Annotated in this window: 17 protein-coding genes; 9 read left to right on the top strand and 8 right to left on the bottom strand. The window is 56.9% G+C overall.

The annotated features are described in order from the left end of the window. Nucleotides 1–114 precede the first annotated feature (114 nt). Nucleotides 115–1,866, bottom strand: coding sequence for an acetolactate synthase 3 large subunit (locus ACR0KC_RS04105; protein ID WP_170396584.1), 1,752 nt, complete (start codon nucleotides 1,864–1,866; stop codon nucleotides 115–117). A gap of 425 nt (nucleotides 1,867–2,291) precedes the next feature. Here ACR0KC_RS04105 and ACR0KC_RS04100 point away from each other — a divergent pair, with 425 nt between their 5' ends. After that, complete coding sequence (locus tag ACR0KC_RS04100) at nucleotides 2,292–3,137, top strand: HalD/BesD family halogenase (protein ID WP_170512087.1); 846 nt, start codon at nucleotides 2,292–2,294, stop codon at nucleotides 3,135–3,137. A gap of 43 nt (nucleotides 3,138–3,180) precedes the next feature. After that, nucleotides 3,181–3,567 carry a bleomycin resistance protein gene (locus ACR0KC_RS04095; protein WP_480705087.1) on the top strand — a complete coding sequence of 129 codons (387 nt, stop codon included), beginning with the start codon at nucleotides 3,181–3,183 and terminating at the stop codon, nucleotides 3,565–3,567. Between the two features lie 74 nt (nucleotides 3,568–3,641). Here ACR0KC_RS04095 and ACR0KC_RS04090 read toward each other — a convergent pair whose 3' ends face one another. Both ACR0KC_RS04090 and ACR0KC_RS04085 read right to left on the bottom strand, forming a co-directional pair. Continuing rightward, the gene (locus tag ACR0KC_RS04090) at nucleotides 3,642–4,289 is read right to left on the bottom strand and encodes a response regulator transcription factor (protein ID WP_170396590.1); all 648 of its coding nucleotides are present in this window, start codon (nucleotides 4,287–4,289) and stop codon (nucleotides 3,642–3,644) included. Beyond that, on the bottom strand, nucleotides 4,289–5,722 hold the full coding sequence (locus ACR0KC_RS04085) for a cache domain-containing protein (RefSeq protein WP_170646315.1): 1,434 nt from the start codon (nucleotides 5,720–5,722) through the stop codon (nucleotides 4,289–4,291). The genes ACR0KC_RS04090 and ACR0KC_RS04085 overlap by 1 nt, the downstream gene beginning before the upstream one ends. Nucleotides 5,723–5,968: 246 nt before the next feature. Between ACR0KC_RS04085 and ACR0KC_RS04080 the strand changes: the two genes are divergently transcribed. The 3 genes from ACR0KC_RS04080 to ACR0KC_RS04070 all read left to right on the top strand — a co-directional run bounded on the left by ACR0KC_RS04080 (nucleotide 5,969) and on the right by ACR0KC_RS04070 (nucleotide 10,467). After that, nucleotides 5,969–7,051, top strand: coding sequence for a TRAP transporter substrate-binding protein (locus tag ACR0KC_RS04080; protein ID WP_170396967.1), 1,083 nt, complete (start codon nucleotides 5,969–5,971; stop codon nucleotides 7,049–7,051). 117 nt (nucleotides 7,052–7,168) lie between these two features. After that, complete coding sequence (locus tag ACR0KC_RS04075; protein WP_170396594.1) at nucleotides 7,169–8,095, top strand: TRAP transporter small permease subunit; 927 nt, start codon at nucleotides 7,169–7,171, stop codon at nucleotides 8,093–8,095. A 17-nt stretch (nucleotides 8,096–8,112) separates the two neighbouring features. Beyond that, nucleotides 8,113–10,467 carry a TRAP transporter large permease subunit gene (locus ACR0KC_RS04070; RefSeq protein WP_170396596.1) on the top strand — a complete coding sequence of 785 codons (2,355 nt, stop codon included), beginning with the start codon at nucleotides 8,113–8,115 and terminating at the stop codon, nucleotides 10,465–10,467. A gap of 53 nt (nucleotides 10,468–10,520) precedes the next feature. Here the strand turns inward: ACR0KC_RS04070 and ACR0KC_RS04065 are convergent, their stop codons facing one another. From ACR0KC_RS04065 to ACR0KC_RS04045, 5 genes are all read right to left on the bottom strand, one after another. After that, nucleotides 10,521–11,879 carry a dicarboxylate/amino acid:cation symporter gene (locus ACR0KC_RS04065; protein WP_480771511.1) on the bottom strand — a complete coding sequence of 453 codons (1,359 nt, stop codon included), beginning with the start codon at nucleotides 11,877–11,879 and terminating at the stop codon, nucleotides 10,521–10,523. 244 nt (nucleotides 11,880–12,123) lie between these two features. Further along, nucleotides 12,124–12,531, bottom strand: coding sequence for a VOC family protein (locus ACR0KC_RS04060; protein ID WP_170396600.1), 408 nt, complete (start codon nucleotides 12,529–12,531; stop codon nucleotides 12,124–12,126). Between the two features lie 6 nt (nucleotides 12,532–12,537). Then, the gene (locus ACR0KC_RS04055) at nucleotides 12,538–13,362 is read right to left on the bottom strand and encodes an arginyltransferase (RefSeq protein ID WP_170396602.1); all 825 of its coding nucleotides are present in this window, start codon (nucleotides 13,360–13,362) and stop codon (nucleotides 12,538–12,540) included. A 74-nt stretch (nucleotides 13,363–13,436) separates the two neighbouring features. Further along, on the bottom strand, nucleotides 13,437–13,868 hold the full coding sequence (locus ACR0KC_RS04050) for an RDD family protein (protein WP_170396604.1): 432 nt from the start codon (nucleotides 13,866–13,868) through the stop codon (nucleotides 13,437–13,439). Nucleotides 13,869–13,933: 65 nt separating this feature from the next. Continuing rightward, nucleotides 13,934–14,356 carry a DUF2852 domain-containing protein gene (locus ACR0KC_RS04045; protein WP_170396606.1) on the bottom strand — a complete coding sequence of 141 codons (423 nt, stop codon included), beginning with the start codon at nucleotides 14,354–14,356 and terminating at the stop codon, nucleotides 13,934–13,936. 347 nt (nucleotides 14,357–14,703) lie between these two features. On the opposite strand from ACR0KC_RS04045, the gene ACR0KC_RS04040 reads away from it, so the two are divergent. The 4 genes from ACR0KC_RS04040 (at nucleotide 14,704) to ACR0KC_RS04025 (ending at nucleotide 19,177) form a co-directional block, all read left to right on the top strand. Next, nucleotides 14,704–15,627, top strand: a complete 924-nt coding sequence (locus ACR0KC_RS04040) for a hypothetical protein (protein WP_480705079.1) — start codon at nucleotides 14,704–14,706, stop codon at nucleotides 15,625–15,627. 112 nt (nucleotides 15,628–15,739) lie between these two features. Further along, complete coding sequence (locus ACR0KC_RS04035) at nucleotides 15,740–16,129, top strand: DUF4440 domain-containing protein (protein WP_480705077.1); 390 nt, start codon at nucleotides 15,740–15,742, stop codon at nucleotides 16,127–16,129. Continuing rightward, nucleotides 16,126–18,918: a [protein-PII] uridylyltransferase family protein gene (locus ACR0KC_RS04030; protein WP_480705075.1), complete on the top strand. Its 2,793-nt coding sequence runs from the start codon at nucleotides 16,126–16,128 to the stop codon at nucleotides 18,916–18,918. Before ACR0KC_RS04035 ends, ACR0KC_RS04030 begins: the two co-directional genes overlap by 4 nt. Next, entirely contained in the window at nucleotides 18,905–19,177 is a 273-nt protein-coding gene (locus ACR0KC_RS04025; protein WP_170396636.1) for a hypothetical protein, read from the top strand. Before ACR0KC_RS04030 ends, ACR0KC_RS04025 begins: the two co-directional genes overlap by 14 nt. Nucleotides 19,178–19,186 lie beyond the last annotated feature (9 nt).

Below are 19,186 nucleotides of genomic sequence, written 5' to 3'. Positions count from 1 at the left end.
CTCGAAGCTCTGGCTGAGAACTGACTGCTGAGATCACGCATGATCTAACCCTTTTTCATGTCACGTGCGGTGACCTTAGCTCCGGCATTTGACCTAGATGTGGCAAAGCGGTGCTCAAACAAGCACAGCTCCACCAGCTTGGATAACACCTTGCGTTTCGGCTTCGCCCAGCAGCATCTCATTGTGGGCCTTGCCCGATGGGATCATCGGGAAGCAATTCTCGTGCTTTTCGACCACGCAGTCGAAGATGACCGGACCGTCGTAATTGATCATCTCCATGATCGCGTCGTCCAGATCAGCTGGGTCGGAACAAAGAATACCCTTTGCGCCGAAAGCTTCTGCGAGTTTAACGAAATCGGGCAGGGCCTCTGACCACGAATGCGAATAGCGTTCGCCGTGCAGCAGCTCTTGCCATTGGCGCACCATTCCCAGCCGCTCGTTATTTAGGATGAACTGCTTCACGGGCAGGCGGTACTGCGCGGCCGTGCCCATTTCCTGCATGTTCATCAGCCACGAGGCCTCACCGGCCACGTTGATGACCAGCGCATCGGGATGTGCCATTTGCACACCGATCGAGGCGGGGAAACCATAGCCCATGGTGCCCAGACCGCCCGAGGTCATCCAGCGGTTGGGGTCTTCAAAACCCAGGTATTGCGCCGCCCACATCTGGTGCTGTCCAACCTCGGTTGTGACATAGCGGTCGTATTTCTTCGTCAGCTCTTCAAGCCGTTGCAGCGCGTATTGCGGCTTGATGGTCTTCTCGCTGTTTGTGAAGGCAAGGCAGTTGACCTTACGCCATTCATTGATCTGGTCCTGCCACTGTTTGATGTTAGCTGCGTCGGTCTTGCGGCCACGGGCTTTCCAGACTTTCAGAATATCCTCAAGCACATGGGCAACGTCGCCAACGATAGGGATATCTACGCGGATGACCTTGTTGATCGACGACGGGTCGATATCCACATGGGCCTTGATCGAATTTGGCGAGAACGCATCGATACGGCCGGTGATACGGTCGTCAAATCGCGCGCCGATGTTGATCATCAGGTCGCAATCATGCATCGCCATGTTGGCCTCGTAGAGTCCATGCATCCCCAGCATACCGATCCAGTTTTCACCCGAGGCCGGATAAGCCCCAAGCCCCATCAGGGTCGAGGTGATCGGGAAGCCGGTTGCGTCCACAAGCTCGCGCAACAGCTGGCTGGCAGCTGGGCCGGAGTTGATGACGCCGCCGCCGGTGTAGAACACTGGCTTTTTCGCGGTCTCGATTGCCGCGACGAGTTCCGTGATTTCTTCCAGATCGCCCTTCAATACCGGCTGATAGTGAGAGGTCGACGGTTTTGGCGTCGTATACTCACCCGAAGCGAACTGAACGTCCTTCGGAATGTCGACCAGCACGGGGCCGGGGCGGCCGGAAGTGGCCACGTGGAAGGCTTCGTGCATCGTTGCGGCCAACGAGTCCGTATCCTTCACCAGCCAGTTGTGCTTGGTGCAGGGGCGGGTGATGCCTACGGTGTCGGCTTCCTGAAAGGCGTCAGATCCAATCATGAAGGTCGGAACCTGCCCGGTCAGAACGACAATCGGGATCGAGTCCAACAACGCATCGGTCAAGCCGGTCACGGCATTGGTCGCGCCAGGACCGGATGTGACCAAAGCAACGCCCGGCTTGCCGGTCGAGCGGGCATAGCCTTCGGCAGCATGTACCGCACCTTGCTCATGCCGTACCAGAATGTGACGGATGTCATTTTGCAGAAAGATCTCGTCATAGATCGGTAGGACGGCGCCACCTGGGTATCCGAATACCGTGTCCACGCCCTGATCCTTGAGGGCCTGAACAACCATCTTTGCGCCGGTCATCTCACGTGTCATCTGCTTTGCTCCGTTCGCGACATGTGTCTTGCGTGTTGCCAAAAAAAAGCCCCCGAGATTTTCGGAGGCGCATGGGTTCGATTATGGTTTACCGTTACCGGCCCATGCGCGTGTTTCCTACGATTACGACTAGCGCTTTCATCGCCAGAGGCTCCTTCTTTGCGTGCAGGGACATTATGGTTGAGGGGAAGGGGCGTCAACAGGCAAATACAAAAATATTGTAAGTCTGGGCTTGTGGGATTTGATATTTTGTTGCGCAAAATGACGCAGGTCGAGAAATATCCGCGAAAATTCGCCGTAAATTGGTGGGCAATCGGGTGATCAACAGTGGTCTGATTGCGTCAGGCCCATGTCTGAAACAGACCAGAGCAGCGCCCGATGCTGAGGCAGGCTGGTGAAAACAGCGCTAAATCGGGAGGTCAGACATGCTGCACGATCTTGTGGATCTGGGGCGCTATCCGATCGATCGGCCTGATTCATACGGGTACAGGCAGCTGATCGCGGACCTGAGGCGGGACCTGGAAGCTGATGGATGCGCGGTCCTCCCCGGCTTTGTGCACGAAGATGGCCTTGGGAAACTGATCGCTGAGGCCGATCACGTCGCTCCCAAAGCCCATCGATCGTTCAATCGCACGAATGCCTATTTTACGCAGGATGATCCCAGTTACGGGATCGGTCATCCAATCCGACGGTTTTATGACCGATCCAACGCCTTTGTTCCGGCTGACAACTTCCCTGTCACAAGCCCGCTGCGGCGTATTTATGAGTATGAAGGTTTCATGCCTTTCATCCGCACGGCTTTGAACGAGCCGGAGGATCGGTTCTTCCGATATGATGACCCGTTGGCGGATGTGATCATCAATGTGGTCGAGAAGGGAGGCGGCTTTCCGTGGCATTTTGACACCAATAATTACACCGTGACGCTGGCAATCCAGAATGGCGAGGAGGGCGGTGCATTCGAATACGCACCCAATCTGCGGACCAGTGAAGACGAGAATTTCAAAGGCGTCGCTGCGATTTTGGATGGCAGCAGGAGGGGCGTACACCAACTGGAACTGCAACCGGGCGACCTGCAGATTTTCAAGGGGCGCTATGCCTTGCACCGGGTAGCGCCGGTCGAAGGACAACGGAAACGCTATGTTGGTATCTTTTCGTTTGTCGAAACCGAAGGCATGTGTGGTGGGGTGGAGCGGACCCGTCAACTCTATGGCCGTGTGCTGCCGCATCATTATGAGCGTGAAGGGTTGCGGGGTGATCAACTGCTTGACTGATATGTGCTAGTCTCGGACCCGAGGTTGGAAGAGGGCTGTTTTGATGCAGATATTACAACTTACACCATTTGTCCTTTGTTCTTCTTTGGACGCGCAGATTGAGTTCTACACTCAGCGGCTTGGGTTTTCCTGCACATTCAGGCAGAACAATTATGCCTTCTTGCGCCGTGATCCTGTGGCGATCCGATTATTGGAATGTCCACCGCGTCAGGATGGGCGCGCATTGGGGGATGAGCAGTCGTTTTATGTTGACGTCAAAGGAATCGACAGCCTGTTCGAAAGCCTGCGCCCCGGGTTGGAGGAGCTGCCTGAAGGGCGGGTGCGCCCGCCATTCGATCAGCCGTATCAGCAGCGCGAATTTCATGTCCTCGATGAAGACGGGACTTTGGTGTTCTTTGGTGAAGATATCAGTGAACGCGGCAGCGGGTAGTGCTCCCGCCCGACTTCAATGTGCCGTTGGCACATCTCCTTCGGTTGGGCCGGGCAGCGCGTTTCGCGCTGCGGTCATAGCCCGGGGCTGGTGCCCTGCAGGACGCCATGCTCCAGGGCATAGCGGGTCAAGCCGGCGGTGGAGGAGATGCCAAGTTTGCGCTTGATGTTCTTGCGATGCGTCTCAACCGTGCGCACCGAAATGTCCAGCGCCAGTGCCACCTCTTTGTTGGATTTACCCTGCGCCAATTCCAGCAGGATTGTCTGTTCCCGGCCGGTCAGCGCCTCGCGCGTGTTGCCGTCCTTGGGCTCCAGCGAGCCGCTGGCCCCGGTACAAAGATACCGCTCGCCCCGCATCACGGCATCGATGGCTTGCTTGATCTCTTCGGTGGGAACGTCCTTGAGGATATAGCCTTTGGCGCCGTGGCTGAGCGCGGTTGAGATGTATTCGGGACTGTCATGCATCGACAGGATCAGAACGCGGGTTTTGGGCAGGCGCTCTAAAATGATCTCGGTGGCGTTCAACCCGCTCAGGCCGGGCATGTTGAGATCCATCAGGATCACGTCCGGCTGCAGGTGGGTTGCTCGATCGACAGCTTCTTGTCCGTTGGAAAGTGTGCCGACAACTTCGATCTCATCATAGCTTTCCAGCAGAGACTGAATGCCTTCGGCGACCATGGGATGATCGTCGACAATAAGGACCCGGATGATTGAGTCGGACATCAGATACCGGCCTTTCGTTTTGGCGTTGGGTCTTCCTGTGGTGGCAGCATATGACTGAGCGGCAAGCTGACCTCAATCACGGTGCCGCTACGCCCGCCGCGCGATGAGAGGATGCGTAAAGTGCCGTCAAGCTGTTCGATCCGTTCCTGCATGTTGCGTAGCCCGATTCCGGTGCTGACATGGCCTGGTTCGTTCCGCAACCCGCGACCATTGTCCGTAATCCGCATCGTGGCGCCTTTCTTATGACCCCGCAGGTCAATGGTAACACGGGTTGCTCCCGAGTGGCGCTCGATATTGGTCAGGGCTTCCTGCGCAATACGGTAGAGGGCAATCTTGCTGTCTTGATCCAATCGGTTTCGGAACACCACGGTTGAGAAATCGGTTTCAATACCCGTGCGTTCACTGAAATCGTCGGTCAAAGCCTTGAGCGCTGGCCCAAGCCCCAGATCATCCAGAACACCCGGACGCAGGTCGCGGCTGATGCGGCGAACCTCGGTGATGGCGGTTGCCAGATTGTCGATACCTGTTTGCAATGGTTCCTGCGCCGACACGTCGTCCCCGCGGATCAGACGTCGTCGGGCGTTGTCCAGTGCATAGCGTACGCCAACCAGAATCTGGCTGATGCCGTCATGCAATTCGCGGGCGACGCGCCCGCGCTCTTCTTCCTGAGCGTCCAGTACCCGCTGTGTCAGTTCCTTAAGCTTGGCATCAGCCAGCCGCCGTTCGCGGAAGTTCAGCAACATGCCCGAGGCAAAGACGATCAGAACAGCGGCCAGAACAATGCCTCCGATATAAAGGAAGGTTCGCTGCACGCGCGCCTCAACCTCAGCCCGGGCATTGGCGACGGTGGCGACGATGTCATCGATGAACACACCCGTGCCCACCACCCAGCGCCAGTCCTGCAGGCCAACAACATAGGCGATCATCTGAGCCTCTTCACCGGTCGATGGTTTTTGCCACATAAAGCTGTGCCAGCCTGCACCCTGTCGGGCGAGCGTGATAAACTCATCCACAATCGGGGTGCCATCGCTGTCGGTCAGATCGGCCCAGTTGCGATTGATGAATTCGGTCTGGCGCGGGCTGACGAGGTTGTTGCCGTCATAGTCATAGACAAAGAAGAACCCGTCCTTGCCGTAAATCATCGCCGACAGAATCTGGGTCACGAGGTTTTTTGCGATTTCGTCATCCGGGGAGGCGCGACCGTAAATATAGGCAAACCCGTTCCGCGCCTGGGTCACGTAATTACGCAGCTCTTCTTTTTTGGCTTCGATCAGGCGGCGCTCGAGGGCCTGTATCTCACTCTCGGCGGTCGCGCGCGATTCATAAGCGACCACCATTGCAATGGCCGCAACCGCTGCGATCAGCGGGATTGCGGCAACCAGCGACAGTTTTTGCGCATAGGTTAGCGAGATTAGGTTCCGGATTCCTCCCATGTTCGAATCGATACGCAAGCTGCCGGGAAATTGCAAAAAATTTGGAAGAACACAGCGTTCGGCCACAGCGATTTGGGCGTGAGCGGGTAAAATCAACCGGATTTGTGCTTTTGAATGTGGAAAAACCCGACTGGCTACGTAGTAGTAGGTATTCACATTCATGTGTGTGGAACTAGGCTAACGCGCACTAGAAACGATCGACCCGGCATCACCCGGGGAATGAATATGAAGGGGAGGATCACTCATATGGATCGTCGTAAGTTTCTGAAAACATCAGCACTGGGCGGCTCGGCCGCTGCAGCCACCACGCTGGCAGCGCCCGCCTATGCGCAAGGCAAGCGCACGCTGACTATGGTCACCTCGTGGGGCCGTGGCCTTGCGGGTGTGTTCGACAGCGCGCAGCGCTGCGCCGACAGCATCACCACCATGTCGGATGGCGACCTGAACGTTGAAATCAAAGCAGCCGGTGAACTGGTTGGTGCGTTCGAAGTGTTTGACGCGGTATCGTCCGGTCAGGCCGATATGTACCACGCGGCAGACTACTACTTTGTGGGTCAGCACCCGGGCTATGCGTTCTTCACCGCTGTTCCGTTCGGCATGACCGCGCAGGAATTGGTGAACTGGTACTACCATGCCGGCGGGATGGAGCTGCATGATGAGCTGGGCGAAATCTTCGGCCTGAAATCCTTCCTGGCCGGTAACACTGGCGCGCAGGCGGGTGGCTGGTACTCGAAAGAGATCAACAGCCCCGAAGACTTTAACGGCCTGAAGTTCCGTATGCCGGGTCTGGGTGGCAAGGCGCTGGGTAAACTAGGCGCATCCGTTCAAAACATTCCGGGCTCAGAGGTGTATCAGGCGCTTTCGTCCGGTGCGATTGACGGAACCGAGTGGATCGGTCCCTGGGCTGACGAAAAAGCAGGCTTCCAGGAAATCACCAAGACCTACTACACTGCGGGCTTCCACGAGCCGGGTGCGGGTCTGTCGCTGGCTACCAACCGCGAGGTTTATGACAGCCTGTCCGCCGCGCAGCAGAAGATCATCGAGATCGCAGCGGCCGAGTGCCACCAGTGGAACCTGGCACAATTCCTGGCCAATAACGGTGCAGCGCTGCAGCGTCTGCAGGCCGGTGGTGTCAAGGTCATGGAATTCCCGGACAGCGTTTGGGATGCGTTTGGTGCAGCAAGCCAAGAAGTTCTGGATGAAAACATGGGTGATGAGCTGTTCAAGCGCATTCACGACAGTGCCATGGAGTCGATGGCAGCATCGTCGGCATGGAACAACCTGTCGTCGGGTGTCTACACCTCGCAGCGTGACCGCGTACGCGGCTAAGCAATCCGCTCAATGCAATCGGTTCCCCCGTCAGCGGGGGAGCCTTTCCTGTTGCACATAAGCGGCCCGGACATGCCGTCATAACCAAACGTGCAACCGATGCGACCTGGGGACAACATGCAGGACGAAAACGGTATCTCGTTCTTCGGCGCCCTGTGGAATGGACTGGTCTGGTTCATTCAGAACATTGCCGAAGCCTTCTATAATTTCGGATACGCCATCACGCATCCGCAGCTCTGGCTGGACTGGTCGAACAAAGAAGCAATCATGCGCTTTGTTTATTATGGCGGGTCGGTCGAGTTCTTCTTCGTGATCTTCGCGCTGTTTCTGGTGCTGACGGCCATTGGTCTTTACTATCGGAACTTCATGTGGGGAATGGTGCGCGGGCTCGAGGGCTTCGCCAATACCACTGGACGCTTCTTTGCGTGGGCGGGATTGCTGATGGTAATTCAGCAGATCGTTATCGTATTCATGCAGCGGGTGTTCACACGGCCGGATATGTCCTTTGGGCTGGGTATCCCTTTTCAAATGGATATCAGTTGGTTCGCCGAAGAACTTAAACTCTACAACGCCATGGTTGTGTGCCTTTGCTGCACCTACACATTCGTGCAGGGCGGCCATGTGCGCGTTGACCTGATTTATGCGGGCATCAGTCACAAGGCCAAACGCGTCGTTGATATGTGCGGGGCGGTTCTGTTCATGATGCCCATGGCCGTTCTGACCTGGATGTATGGATGGTACTTCATGTGGCGGCACCTGATCGTGCCGAAACCCTCGGCCAGTGACACGCTGGATAGGCTTGTGGCCAAGTCCCGAGCGCTGCGTTGGAACGTGGAAACCATCGGGTTTAGTCCCAACGGGTTCAACGCCTACTTCCTGTTCAAAATCCTGCTGGTGGCCTTTGCCGCCATGGTGTTCCTGCACGCGATTGCGTTCCTGTATCGCTCGTATCTGGAATACGTGGAAGGGCCGGAAAGTGAAGGAAAATACCTCGACAAGGACAGCCTTGGCGAGGGTGAAGAAGCCTACGAAGGCGCGCATTAGGGACGGAGAACCAGACAATGCTATTCGGACTTGATGGCGTCGAGATAGGCCTCATTATCGTATTTTTCTGCCTCTTCGGAGGCATTCTTTCGGGTTTCCCCGTGGCCTTTGCCATCGGTGGGGCCGGGGTGATTTCGTTCGGGATTATCGCTGCATTGGATAGTGCCGGACTGTTGATCCACCAGGCGATCGACACCGGCTCGCAAGCCTACCGCGACGTGGTGAATTCTGGCGTCAAACCTGACGTGATATCCGTGTTCCGATACCCGGATTTGCCAAGGATCGCCGAGCCGGTCTTTGTACAAGGCTGGGAAACCGCGCTGGACCGGAATGTTTCCTTCATCGTGAACCGCATGAACGAACGTGTTCTGGCCGGGCAGTCGATCGAGACGCTGCTGGCGGTGCTGATGTTCGTTCTGATGGGCATCACGCTGGAGCGTTCAAAAATTGCAAACGACCTGCTGACCACGATGGCGCGCGTCTTTGGCCCGCTGCCCGGTGGCCTTGCGGTCTCGATTGTGGTCGTGGGCGCGTTCCTTGCTGCCTCGACCGGTATCGTCGGCGCGACCGTTGTTACCATGGGACTGTTGGCCCTGCCGACCATGCTGCGGAACAACTATTCGCCGGAATTGGCGACAGGTGTGATCGCGGCCTCGGGTACGTTGGGGCAGATCATTCCACCCTCCATCGTGATCGTTCTGCTAGGTACACTGGCTGGTGACCTCTATTCGACCGCGCAGGAAACACGCGCGGTTGAGGCCGGGTGCACCGACGCGCTGACCTATCTGGGCGAGCCTGCAGTTGTTTCGGTGGGTACACTGTTCCAGGCGGCGCTGCTGCCTGGGATCATGTTGGCGCTGCTCTATGCGCTCTATGCCTTTGGCTATGCGCTGTTGAACCCGGAAAAGGCCCCGGCTGTTGAATTGTCGGGAGGCTCGGGTGAAACCATCACGCGCTCGGAAGGGCTGACCTGGCTGCTGGGCGCTCCGGTTGCTCTGATTGTTGGCGCGGTGCTTCTGGGAAGCGCGGGAGTGATTGGCAGCCAGAACATCTCGGTCTCGGCATTTACGGATATCGGGCAGGGCGCCTCGCTGCGCACGAACGTGTCCGAAGAGTGTAAGGCTTCGATGATCGAACTGCATGGGCAATCAGCCTGGGATCAGGCCGTGGCCGAGCAGGAAGCGATTGACGAAGCAGGTGGTTCGTCCGAAGCCCAGCGTCTGAGCGAAGAGGAACTGGCTGCTGCGCAAGAGGCCAAGATCGCCGCTGCAGCGCCAATTGGCAACGGTGTCGCCGTGATTGTGGTACTGCTGGGTCTGACACTGGTACTGGGTCGCGGAATCGCACCGTCGCAAGCGCCGCAGCCTCTGATCGTCGGAGCGATTGGCCTGTTGCTGATGCTGTTGGTCGACGTGTTGCTGATCGCGCCAACGACTTCGTCCGGGGCTACGTTCCTGATACTCGCCATACCTTTTGCGCTCGCAATGCATGGGTGCAAAGAAGCTGCCGCCCGTTGCGCGACCAATGATCTGATCCGTGTGGTCTTCCCACCGCTGGTGCTGATCATCGCGGTGTTGGGTTCGATCCTTGGCGGTGTCACCAACCCTACGCCGGCTGCGGCACTAGGGGCGGGTGGAGCGATCATGCTAGCGGCCTATCGGAAACTTCAGGATCAGAACCGGTCGGGCAAAGTGATCATCTGGTCAACCTTCGCAGTGATCATCGCACTGGTGATGGGGGTGAACTTCGATCTGCGCATCAATCAGGGCAATGTTTCGGTTGAAAGCTGGATAGCGTTCATCATCGCCTATTCGGCCTACCTCTATGCGCTGTTCGGCTTGATCTACGGCTGCTGGGTGCTGTTCTCAAGCGGGGTTCTGACACCGGTGGTGCGTGAGACAGCTAAGGTGACGTCGATGGTCTTCACCATCCTGATCGGATCGCAACTGCTGAACCTGGTGGTGATTTCGTTTGGTGGAGAGCACTATATCCAGCAGTTCCTGCGCAGCTTTGATAATGAATTCACGGTCTTCCTGATCGTGATGCTGGTGCTGTTCATTCTTGGCTTTGTGCTGGATTTCCTTGAGATCATCTATATCGTGATCCCGATCGTGGGCCCCGTGATCTATGGCGGATCGTTTGATCCGAAATGGGTGACCATCATGGTAGCGGTGAACCTGCAGACCTCGTTCCTGACGCCTCCGTTCGGATTTGCGCTGTTCTATCTCAGGGGTGTTGCGCCGAAAGAGGTCACCACTGGCCACATCTATCGCGGCATCATACCGTTCGTGATCATTCAGGTTGTGGGCATCGCAATCCTGTGGTTCTTCCCGTCGATTGTAACCATCGTTCCTGACCTGATCCCGAACTGATCTGTCGCTTAGACTGACGAATACGGAGGCCCATTAGGGCCTCCGTTTGTTTTTCAGGAATTCGGCTGTGGGTGTGTCAGCCTTTCGAACTCCGCTTCAGTGGCATGATCGATTGCAAGGTCTGTGGTCTCGACAAGTCCGGCATTGGGATTGTCGAACGTGGCCTTGTCCAGCTTGCCGACCGTTTGCCCGACAATGGTGGTCACCACCGCATCGCCAGTGACATTCACAACCGTCCGCATCATATCGAGGATCCGGTCGACGGCCAGAATGATGCCGATGCCTTCCAGCGGCATACCCAACTGGTTCAGAACCATCGCCAGCATCACTATCCCCACACCGGGCACACCTGCCGTGCCGATTGAGGCCAGAACCGAGATTGAAATCACGGTCAGATAACCGCTTAGCCCCAGATCAATGCCATAGGCATTAGCCAGAAAAACGGTCGCCACTCCATGCATGATTGCGGTGCCATCCATGTTGATCGTCGCCCCTAGGGGAATACCGAACGACGCCACGGAACGGTCAACGCCGACTCTCTGAGTCACGCATTGTAAGCTGGCCGGAATTGTCGCGTTCGAGCTTGAGGTCGAGAACGCAAACACCTGCGCCGAGCGCATCTTGCGCAGGAATACCCGAGGGCTCAGCCCGGTCGTAAAATACAGCAGCGCCATCAACGTGACACACAGATGGAATACCAGCGTCAGGCTGATCGTGGTCAGATAGCCGATCACCGGTCCGAATAAGCCAAAGCCCTCCATCGCAAAGGTTTTGGCAATCAGGCTGAAGACGCCGATGGGGGCGAAGGCCATGACGATATTGACGATCTTCATCGCCAGTTCATTCATGAACTCGCAGCCTTCCACAAAGGCCTTGGCGCGGCTGCCCATCATTAGCACTGCAATACCAACGACCATCACGTAGAAGATGATCTGCAGCATCTCACCATTGGCCAGAGCGTTGATCGGGTTCTTTGGGATGATGTTCGCCAGTATTTCCCAAGTGGTCTGCGGGTCGGCGACGCTTACGCTATCACCGGCCAGATGCAGGCTCGTGAATCCGGTGCCCGGCCCAATGAGGCCCGCAAAGATCAAGGCAGTTGTCACGGCCAAGGCCGTGGTGGCCAGATAGGTGACGAAGGTCAGCCCTCCGACACGGCCCAGCAATTTGACATCGCCAATGCCGACAACGCCGCACAGCAATGAGAACACAACCAGCGGCACAACAAGCATTTGAAGTGCATTAAGGAACATTTGCCCAAACATGGACAGCACACCCTGCACAAGTGTTGCGTTGAGCGCAGCGATATCGAGATAGTTCAAGACCAGACCAAAGATCGAGCCCAAGGCGAGCGCGACCAGAATCTGGGTCGTCAGCGTGGCCGAAACCAGTCGGCGTGCGGCATATGTCATTTTCCCCCTCCTTCAGAACCTCTGCGACAGGGTGGGAGGCCTGCCGTAGCGACAATAAAGCCAGCCCGGTCAGCGTCTGATTGAGCTGCGGGTTTCAGGTTTGGGCTGGACGTTTAGAAGTGCGGCTAATTTGGTGACCTAGCGTCAACTTTCAATCGCACGGGTGGGGGAAGGTCGATTAAGATTGCTTAACAATTGGGCGCAGCATGGCGGAAGGTAGTTTAACGTGATGAAAAAAATGTATTTATTTTGTCGATACAGGTGCTGAAAATTCGATCAAATCCCAACGATTTCCGAAAGGATCCCGCCAGACGGCGACAATTCCATAGGGTTCATGGCGCGGGCGCTCTTCAAATCCTACGCCTGCTTCCAGCATCGCCGCGTGATCGCGGTAGAAATCATCTGTTTCGAGGAAAAAGCCAACGCGCCCACCGGTTTGATTGCCGACCGATGCGATCTGTTCCGCGCCCACCGCCTTGGCCAGCAACAACGAAGCACCATCCGAGCCCGGAGGCGTGATCCGCACCCAGCGTTTACCATCGCCCAGATCAATATCCTGCGTCAGAGTAAAGCACAGCACTTTGGTGTAGAACGCGATCGCTGCGTCATAATCCGGGACGACCAGCGTCACCGCATGAAGGCTCTGACGCATGATAGATTAACCTTTGGTGGGGTGGCGGTCAGGCAGTTGGATGTTGGCCACCTGCTCGGCAATCGGGGCCGACGATAGGGGGTGGTGGGCCGTATGGTCACACTGCTCGGGATTTTTAATTCGCTGCCATTCACCCTGCATATAGACCTGCAAGCCCGCGAATTTGGCCTTGTACCCCATCTTGGGGCTGCCGGGCACCCAATAGCCCAGATAAATATAGGGCAACCCAGCCTCGCGCGCGATCTCGATATGGTCGAGAATCATGTAAGTGCCCAGCGAGCTTTGCTGGAACTCTGGATCGTAGAATGAGTAAACCATGCTCAGCCCGTCATCCAGTACATCGGTCAAACTGACGGCGATCAGCTCGCCGGTTTCGGGATCGGCATATTCTACGACTCGGCTGCGGATCGGGGTTTCCTCGATCATCGCGGCGAATTCGAAGACATCCATATCGGCCATGCCGCCATCCGCATGGCGCGCGTCCAGATACCGACGGAACAGGTCGAACTGCTCATCCGTTGCCCAGGGCGATGTTGCACGTCGGATCAAGTAGGAATTGCGCTTGTGGGCCCGTTTTTGGCTTTTGCTTGGCTGAAAGGCTGACACATCGATACGGGCAGACAGACAGGCGGCGCAGTCGGTGCAGGACGGGCGATACAGAACGTTCTGCGAGCGGCGAAATCCTTGTTGCGAAAGGCAATTGTTCAATTGATCCGCACCTTCCCCCTGTAGGGCGGTGAACAGTTTGCGCTCCATCCTGCCCTCAAGGTAAGGGCAGGGCTGGGGTGCCGTCACATAGAATTGTGGCGCAATTGGCAGCGTGTGTCGCATGAAGGTCCCGCATTTCCTCGGAACCGATGATAGCAACGGTTTTTGGCGCAGCCAAGTGTTTCACTCAGGTGTTTTTAGGCGCGCTGGTTGATCATCACGGTGCCGAGGAAGGCATCGGTCAGGCCCTGACAGCGGGCGCTGGTCATCATCATGATGACCGAAATGATCTGTAGTACCGGGATCGCCATGCTGACAAAGTAACCTGCCGTATGTGCAATGGCTTTGCCCGTATCCATCCGGGCGCCAAACGCGTCACGCAGCTCGATCCCCATGAACCGCATCCCCAGTGTGGCCGAGCCGTTGGCGATGGTGACGACGCGATAGACAAAGCTGATGACGGCGTAGATCAGCGCCAGAATGAAGAAGCCCATGCCAAAGGTCAGCAGGATCGCAACCGTGCAGAGCAATGAGATAAAGGCGATATCGAACAGCCACGCAAAAAAGCGCTTGGTCGCTACGGACTGATAGAATTCGGGTTGGCTGTCAGGGTCAGGCAGATGAGACATATACTGTGGTCCGGGTCTTGTACGGTAACACCCTGTCCCGATGGCCGGGACAGGGCAAGCCACGATTAGGCAGGTTGTTCGCCGTTTTCGTCATCACGATTATCGCGGGCGCGTTCATCCATGAACTCGTCGAACTCGGCCTTGTCCTTGGCTTCACGCAGGCGGTGCAGGAACGCCTCAAAGTCTTTCTGTTCACGCTCCAAACGCGCCAGTGTGTCGGCCTTGTAGGCGTCGAACGCGCTGTTGCCCGAAGGTTTCATGGCGCTCATGTGGCTGTTCCACGACGAACGGCGGCTGCAGGATTTGCTGAACATGCGTTTGCTCCAGATCATATAGGCAAGAAAGGCCAGGCCGATGGGCCAGAAGAAGATAAAGCCAAGGACCATTGCGGCGATCCAGGCGCCTTTTCCCTTGCTATCAAGCCAGGCTTCGCTTCGGTGCAGCCATCCCGGATTTTGGGGAACGGCGTGGTCGGACAATGCGGTCATGTGCTCTCTCCAGTTAGGATGTAAATGCTTTTCACATTACCAAGATGGGAGGGGGGATAGGTGGTTGCAAGGGGGTATGTGAAAAAGATTTACATTTTTCCGAATCCAGCGTCTGACCGGGCGAATCAATCAGCGGGGTAAGGCGGATTTGCGTCTCAGTATTTCAGGCCGAGCGACGCAGCCCATCGGTTAAACGTTTCATTAAGAACGCTTAATAATCAAACCCTTCCATAGGGTTTGCGCAATGGCTGCATACATAGTTTTCCGAGGAGCAATCAAGGGAGGTCGCTGAAATGAATGTTGTGAACACAACTCATTGGCCGTTCGGGTCAGAGGAGAGTTTCATCTTGTCGACCGAACCAGGCCTAGCTTCGCAAGGCGGCGTATCTAGTTCGATTGATCAAGTCGATTTGCCTTTTTTGAACCTCGATCCCCATGATCTCGAAGGGAAAGAAGATCTGCCGGATATCGAATTGCGCGGGTTTTGGGACGGGGTGATCGACAGCACGGTCAGCGCGTATCAAGGTGCTGGGTCTCACGAGGTTGAGTTCAATCTTTCGATGGTGAACCACGAGATCGCGACACGCGGAAGCGCCACGCTCATTTCCGAGCTGTACCATACACAGCAAGTCGCGCTTGAAACCATAAGCATGCATGGAACGGACATACCTGTTTCTTATGAGGCCCGGTCCGCCTTTGGATTTGAGGGCGTTCACATTGGTCAGGCAGCACAGTTTCAGCATCTGTCTATAGCCAGCGAACAGGGGGAGATGTTCGATGTGCATGGGTTCGATACAAATGGCGATCTGGTTTTGGCGTCATACGGCTATTACGAGGTCGTCGAGATCGCAGGCAAGCTTCACCAAAACGGAATTTCTGATTTTGCACTTAGTTTCGAGGTGTCGTTCGAGCTCGAAATGAATGAGACCGGTCTTTATGAAGTATTTGCTGCGGTCTCGTTCGATGGCCAAATTGACTTTAACGACGGAATGTCGCGCTACTTTGAGTTTGAAGAGGATATGTATTTCCCAGCTCGCGATCTGGGGAGTGTGGAATTTGGCCCTTTGCCAGATGGTTTGTTCCAACAACTGGCGATGTTTCAGGCTCATATGGGTGACGCCTGGGACGAGTTGGTGAGTTTGAACGATCAGCTTGAGGCGGTGTTTCTGCGGCTTCGTGAAGACGAGCACTATGATGAGTGGGATTTGGCCGGGCAGGGGATTGAAAATCCGTTCACTTTCGATTTGCCGCCAGTGGATCAGTGGCTATAACGATTTGGACATTCGGCCCTTTCTGCTGTTCAATCGGACAGGGCTAAGCCAACTCTGTCCGATCATGTGCGCTGGCCGCATCTGATTTTCGGCCGTCACAAGTCATAGGCAAATGGAAGATATTGAAAACACCAGCCCACCGTCACTGGATCAGATCCTCTCGCTGGAAAAACAGGTATGGACTGCGCTGGTCGAAGGCAATGCACAGGCCGACCGGGCGCTGCTGAGCCCCGATTTTCTGGGCGTGTATCCAACGGGTTTTGCCAATCGCGACGATCATGTTGGCCAGTTCGCCGATGCGCCTACGATGGCGCAATATGAACTCAGCGATACCAGGTTGCGCGTTTTATCGGCGGATTTGGTTTTACTCTCATACAGGGCAGATTATCTGCGACCCGAAGCACAGGAATGGGAGGCGATGCTGATCTCATCCCTGTGGGAGCGGCGTCACGATGTCTGGATCAACAGTTTCAGCCAGGACACACCACTGGAACGGTCATGAGCCAGTCTCTTGTTATCAACCGCTTGCCGCGCGCTTTTCATACCGATCTGGGTGACGAAACACGCGCGGCGCTGCCCGATTTGACTGCCGAGCAGGGGGAGTTGATCGCGGGAACTGCGGGCTCTAGCCCCTACCTGAAAGGGTTGATTGACCAAGAAAGGGACTGGTTGCCACAAGCGTTGCAGCAACCGGACCAGGCATTGTCGGAAGTGATGGACGCGGCGCGCGCGCTGCCGTCGGATCAGTTGAAACCCGGTTTGCGGCAAGCGAAGAGGCGCATGGCCTTGCTGACGGCGCTGGCCGATCTGGCAGGTGCGTGGCCGTTGGAAAAGGTAACCGCCGCGCTGACCGACTTTGGCGCTTTGGCCGCAGATGTGGCAGCGAAGGCCGAAATTGCTGCGCTGATCCGGCGCGGCAAGCTGCCGGGTATGACCGAAGATGATGTCGATACCGCTGCCGGAATGGTCATTCTGGCGATGGGCAAAATGGGCGCGTATGAGCTGAATTATAGCTCAGATATCGATCTGATCGTGCTGTTCGACGAAACCCGCTTTGATCCCGATGATTTCTACGAAGCGCGACAGGGCATGGTGCGCGCCACGCGGAATTTCTGTGCCACGCTTAGCGACAAGACGGCGGATGGCTATGTGTTCCGCACCGATCTGCGATTGCGCCCCGACCCGGCGGTGACGCCTGTGTGTCTGGCGATGGAAGCGGCTGAGCGCTACTATGAAAGCCTTGGGCGCACGTGGGAACGCGCGGCCTATATCAAGGCACGCCCCTGCGCCGGGGACATCGCGGCAGGTCAAAGATTCCTCGATGCATTGCGCCCGTTCGTCTGGCGGCGGCATCTGGATTTTGCCGCCATTCAAGACGCCCATGACATGCGCTTGCGCATTCGCGAGAACAAGGGAACGGGCGGAAGTCTCTCGATTCCCGGCCACGATATGAAGCTGGGGCAGGGCGGTATTCGAGAGATCGAGTTTTTTACTCAGACCCGTCAATTGATCGCGGGCGGACGTGATCCAGACCTTCGCGTCCGGGGCACCGTTCCCGGTCTGGCGGCGCTGGCCTCAAAAGGCTGGGTGCCCGAAGATGTCGCCGAGAAGCTGACCGATCATTACCGTGCCCACCGCGAGGTCGAGCATCGAATCCAGATGGTGCATGACGCGCAGACCCATAAGGTGCCAAATTCAGAGGACGGTTTCGAACGGGTCGCGTGCTTGATGGGGATCAGCAGCGCCGAATTGACCGCCGAACTGACCCGCCGCCTGACCGAAGTGCACGAACTGACCGAAGGGTTCTTCGCCCCTGGACCAGGCGCGGCACCCGTGCCGCTTCAGGAGGTTGAGTTTGACAAGGGTGTGCTGGCCCGTTGGCCGACTTACCCGGCGCTTCGATCGCAGCGTGGTGCACGGATATTCGAGCGGCTCAGACCGGAACTTTTAGCGCGATTGGCGAAAACTGCGAAACCCGACGAAGCATTGCTGGCGCTGGATGGGTTTTTGGCAGGATTACCCGCTGGGGTGCAGCTGTTTTCCCTGTTCGAAGCGAACCCGCATCTGATTGATCTGCTGGTCGATATCGTTGGGACGTCACATGCGCTCGCCACCCATCTGTCGCGCAACGCCTCGGTTTTTGATGCGGTGATTGGTGGCAGTTTCTTCAGCGATTGGCCCGGGCAGGCGACCTTGCAGTTGGACTTGACGCAGGCCTTGGCAGAGGAAAGCGACTATGAAACACAGCTCGATTTCGCACGTCGCTGGTGCAAGGAGTGGCACTTTCGCATCGGTGTGCATCATCTGCGCGGACTGATCGATGGGGCGCAGGCCGGGCAGCAATATGCCGAACTGGCGCAGGCCGTGATTGCGGCGGTTCTGCCCTGCGTTGTCGACCAGTTCTCCAAAAAGCATGGACCGGTGCCGGGGCGCGGCGCTGCGGTTTTGGGCATGGGGTCACTTGGGGCAGGGCGCATCAACTCGCAATCCGATCTGGACATGATTGTCATCTACGATCCTCAGGATCAGGACATGTCCGATGGCCCTCGCCCGCTGGCAACGCGGACATACTACGCTCGTTTCACCCAGGCTCTGATCACGGCGCTCAGCGCGCCAATGTCGCAGGGACGGCTTTATGAGGTCGACATGCGTCTGCGCCCGTCGGGCAATCAGGGGCCGGTGGCTACAAGCTGGGTCAGCTTCACCAACTATCAGCAGAATGAGGCCTGGGTGTGGGAACACCTTGCTTTGACCCGCGCCCATGTGGTCGCAGGCGACGCCGGTCTGGCCGAGGATATCGAAAGCTTCCGCGCCGATTTCCTGTCGCAAACGCGCGACCGCCAGAAGGTGCTGAAAGAAGTCGCCGAGATGCGCGAAAGACTGGCCGCAGCCAAAGCACCAGCGGGCGTTTGGGACGCAAAGAATGGGCCGGGCCGCATGATGGATATCGAGCTGATGGCAGAGACGGGCGCATTGCTGGCCGGATTCCCCCAGCGCGATGTCCATTCGGGTCTGGACGGGGCGGTCGCTGTCGGGCTGCTGGATGTCGCACAGGCGCAAACCCTGAAGGGTTGTTACGATTTATGCTGGTCGGTGCAATGTGCGGCGCGTCTGCTGTCGGGAAAGGTGATCGAGGCCGACAAGATCGGTGAAGGCGGTACGGCCTTTCTGTGTCGGGCGACCGGGTTCGATCAGGTCGAACAGCTGCAATCCGCGTTGCAAGACAATTACAGCACTGCGGCCTCGTTGATTGGCGCAGTTGTCGGAAGGGTTGAAGATGGCACGCAGTGATGATCCGAATGACCACAAAGGCCTGATCCGCGAGGCGTATCGCATTGAAGGCATCACCTTGCCCGAGTGTCGCAGCATCTTTCTGGATTGGGCGCTGAGCCTGCCCGGAGAGCTTGATCAAAATCAGGCCTTGACCAACCTGCACGCAGTCTATTCGGAACAGGCTGCTGATCATCCGATGACGCAGGTCCTGACCGAGGGTTTGCAGGCGGCCCAAGCCCCCAAGCGTCGTGGCGGCTGGCGCAAGCGCAATCGTTAACGGGGCTTT

This window comes from Ruegeria sp. CF3, from assembly GCF_056537365.1.
This window is presented reverse-complemented; position numbering and strand designations above follow the sequence as displayed.

Excerpts from the sequence above, each read along its gene's own strand:
- ACR0KC_RS04105 (WP_170396584.1), bottom strand. The coding sequence starts at position 1,866 with ATGACACGTGAGATGACCGGCGCAAAGATGGTTGTTCAGGCCCTCAAG.
- ACR0KC_RS04100 (WP_170512087.1), top strand. The coding sequence starts at position 2,292 with ATGCTGCACGATCTTGTGGATCTGGGGCGCTATCCGATCGATCGGCCT.
- ACR0KC_RS04095 (WP_480705087.1), top strand. The coding sequence starts at position 3,181 with ATGCAGATATTACAACTTACACCATTTGTCCTTTGTTCTTCTTTGGAC.
- ACR0KC_RS04090 (WP_170396590.1), bottom strand. The coding sequence starts at position 4,289 with ATGTCCGACTCAATCATCCGGGTCCTTATTGTCGACGATCATCCCATG.
- ACR0KC_RS04085 (WP_170646315.1), bottom strand. The coding sequence starts at position 5,722 with ATGGGAGGAATCCGGAACCTAATCTCGCTAACCTATGCGCAAAAACTG.
- ACR0KC_RS04080 (WP_170396967.1), top strand. The coding sequence starts at position 5,969 with ATGGATCGTCGTAAGTTTCTGAAAACATCAGCACTGGGCGGCTCGGCC.
- ACR0KC_RS04075 (WP_170396594.1), top strand. The coding sequence starts at position 7,169 with ATGCAGGACGAAAACGGTATCTCGTTCTTCGGCGCCCTGTGGAATGGA.
- ACR0KC_RS04070 (WP_170396596.1), top strand. The coding sequence starts at position 8,113 with ATGCTATTCGGACTTGATGGCGTCGAGATAGGCCTCATTATCGTATTT.
- ACR0KC_RS04065 (WP_480771511.1), bottom strand. The coding sequence starts at position 11,879 with ATGACATATGCCGCACGCCGACTGGTTTCGGCCACGCTGACGACCCAG.
- ACR0KC_RS04060 (WP_170396600.1), bottom strand. The coding sequence starts at position 12,531 with ATGCGTCAGAGCCTTCATGCGGTGACGCTGGTCGTCCCGGATTATGAC.
- ACR0KC_RS04055 (WP_170396602.1), bottom strand. The coding sequence starts at position 13,362 with ATGCGACACACGCTGCCAATTGCGCCACAATTCTATGTGACGGCACCC.
- ACR0KC_RS04050 (WP_170396604.1), bottom strand. The coding sequence starts at position 13,868 with ATGTCTCATCTGCCTGACCCTGACAGCCAACCCGAATTCTATCAGTCC.
- ACR0KC_RS04045 (WP_170396606.1), bottom strand. The coding sequence starts at position 14,356 with ATGACCGCATTGTCCGACCACGCCGTTCCCCAAAATCCGGGATGGCTG.
- ACR0KC_RS04035 (WP_480705077.1), top strand. The coding sequence starts at position 15,740 with ATGGAAGATATTGAAAACACCAGCCCACCGTCACTGGATCAGATCCTC.
- ACR0KC_RS04030 (WP_480705075.1), top strand. The coding sequence starts at position 16,126 with ATGAGCCAGTCTCTTGTTATCAACCGCTTGCCGCGCGCTTTTCATACC.
- ACR0KC_RS04025 (WP_170396636.1), top strand. The coding sequence starts at position 18,905 with ATGGCACGCAGTGATGATCCGAATGACCACAAAGGCCTGATCCGCGAG.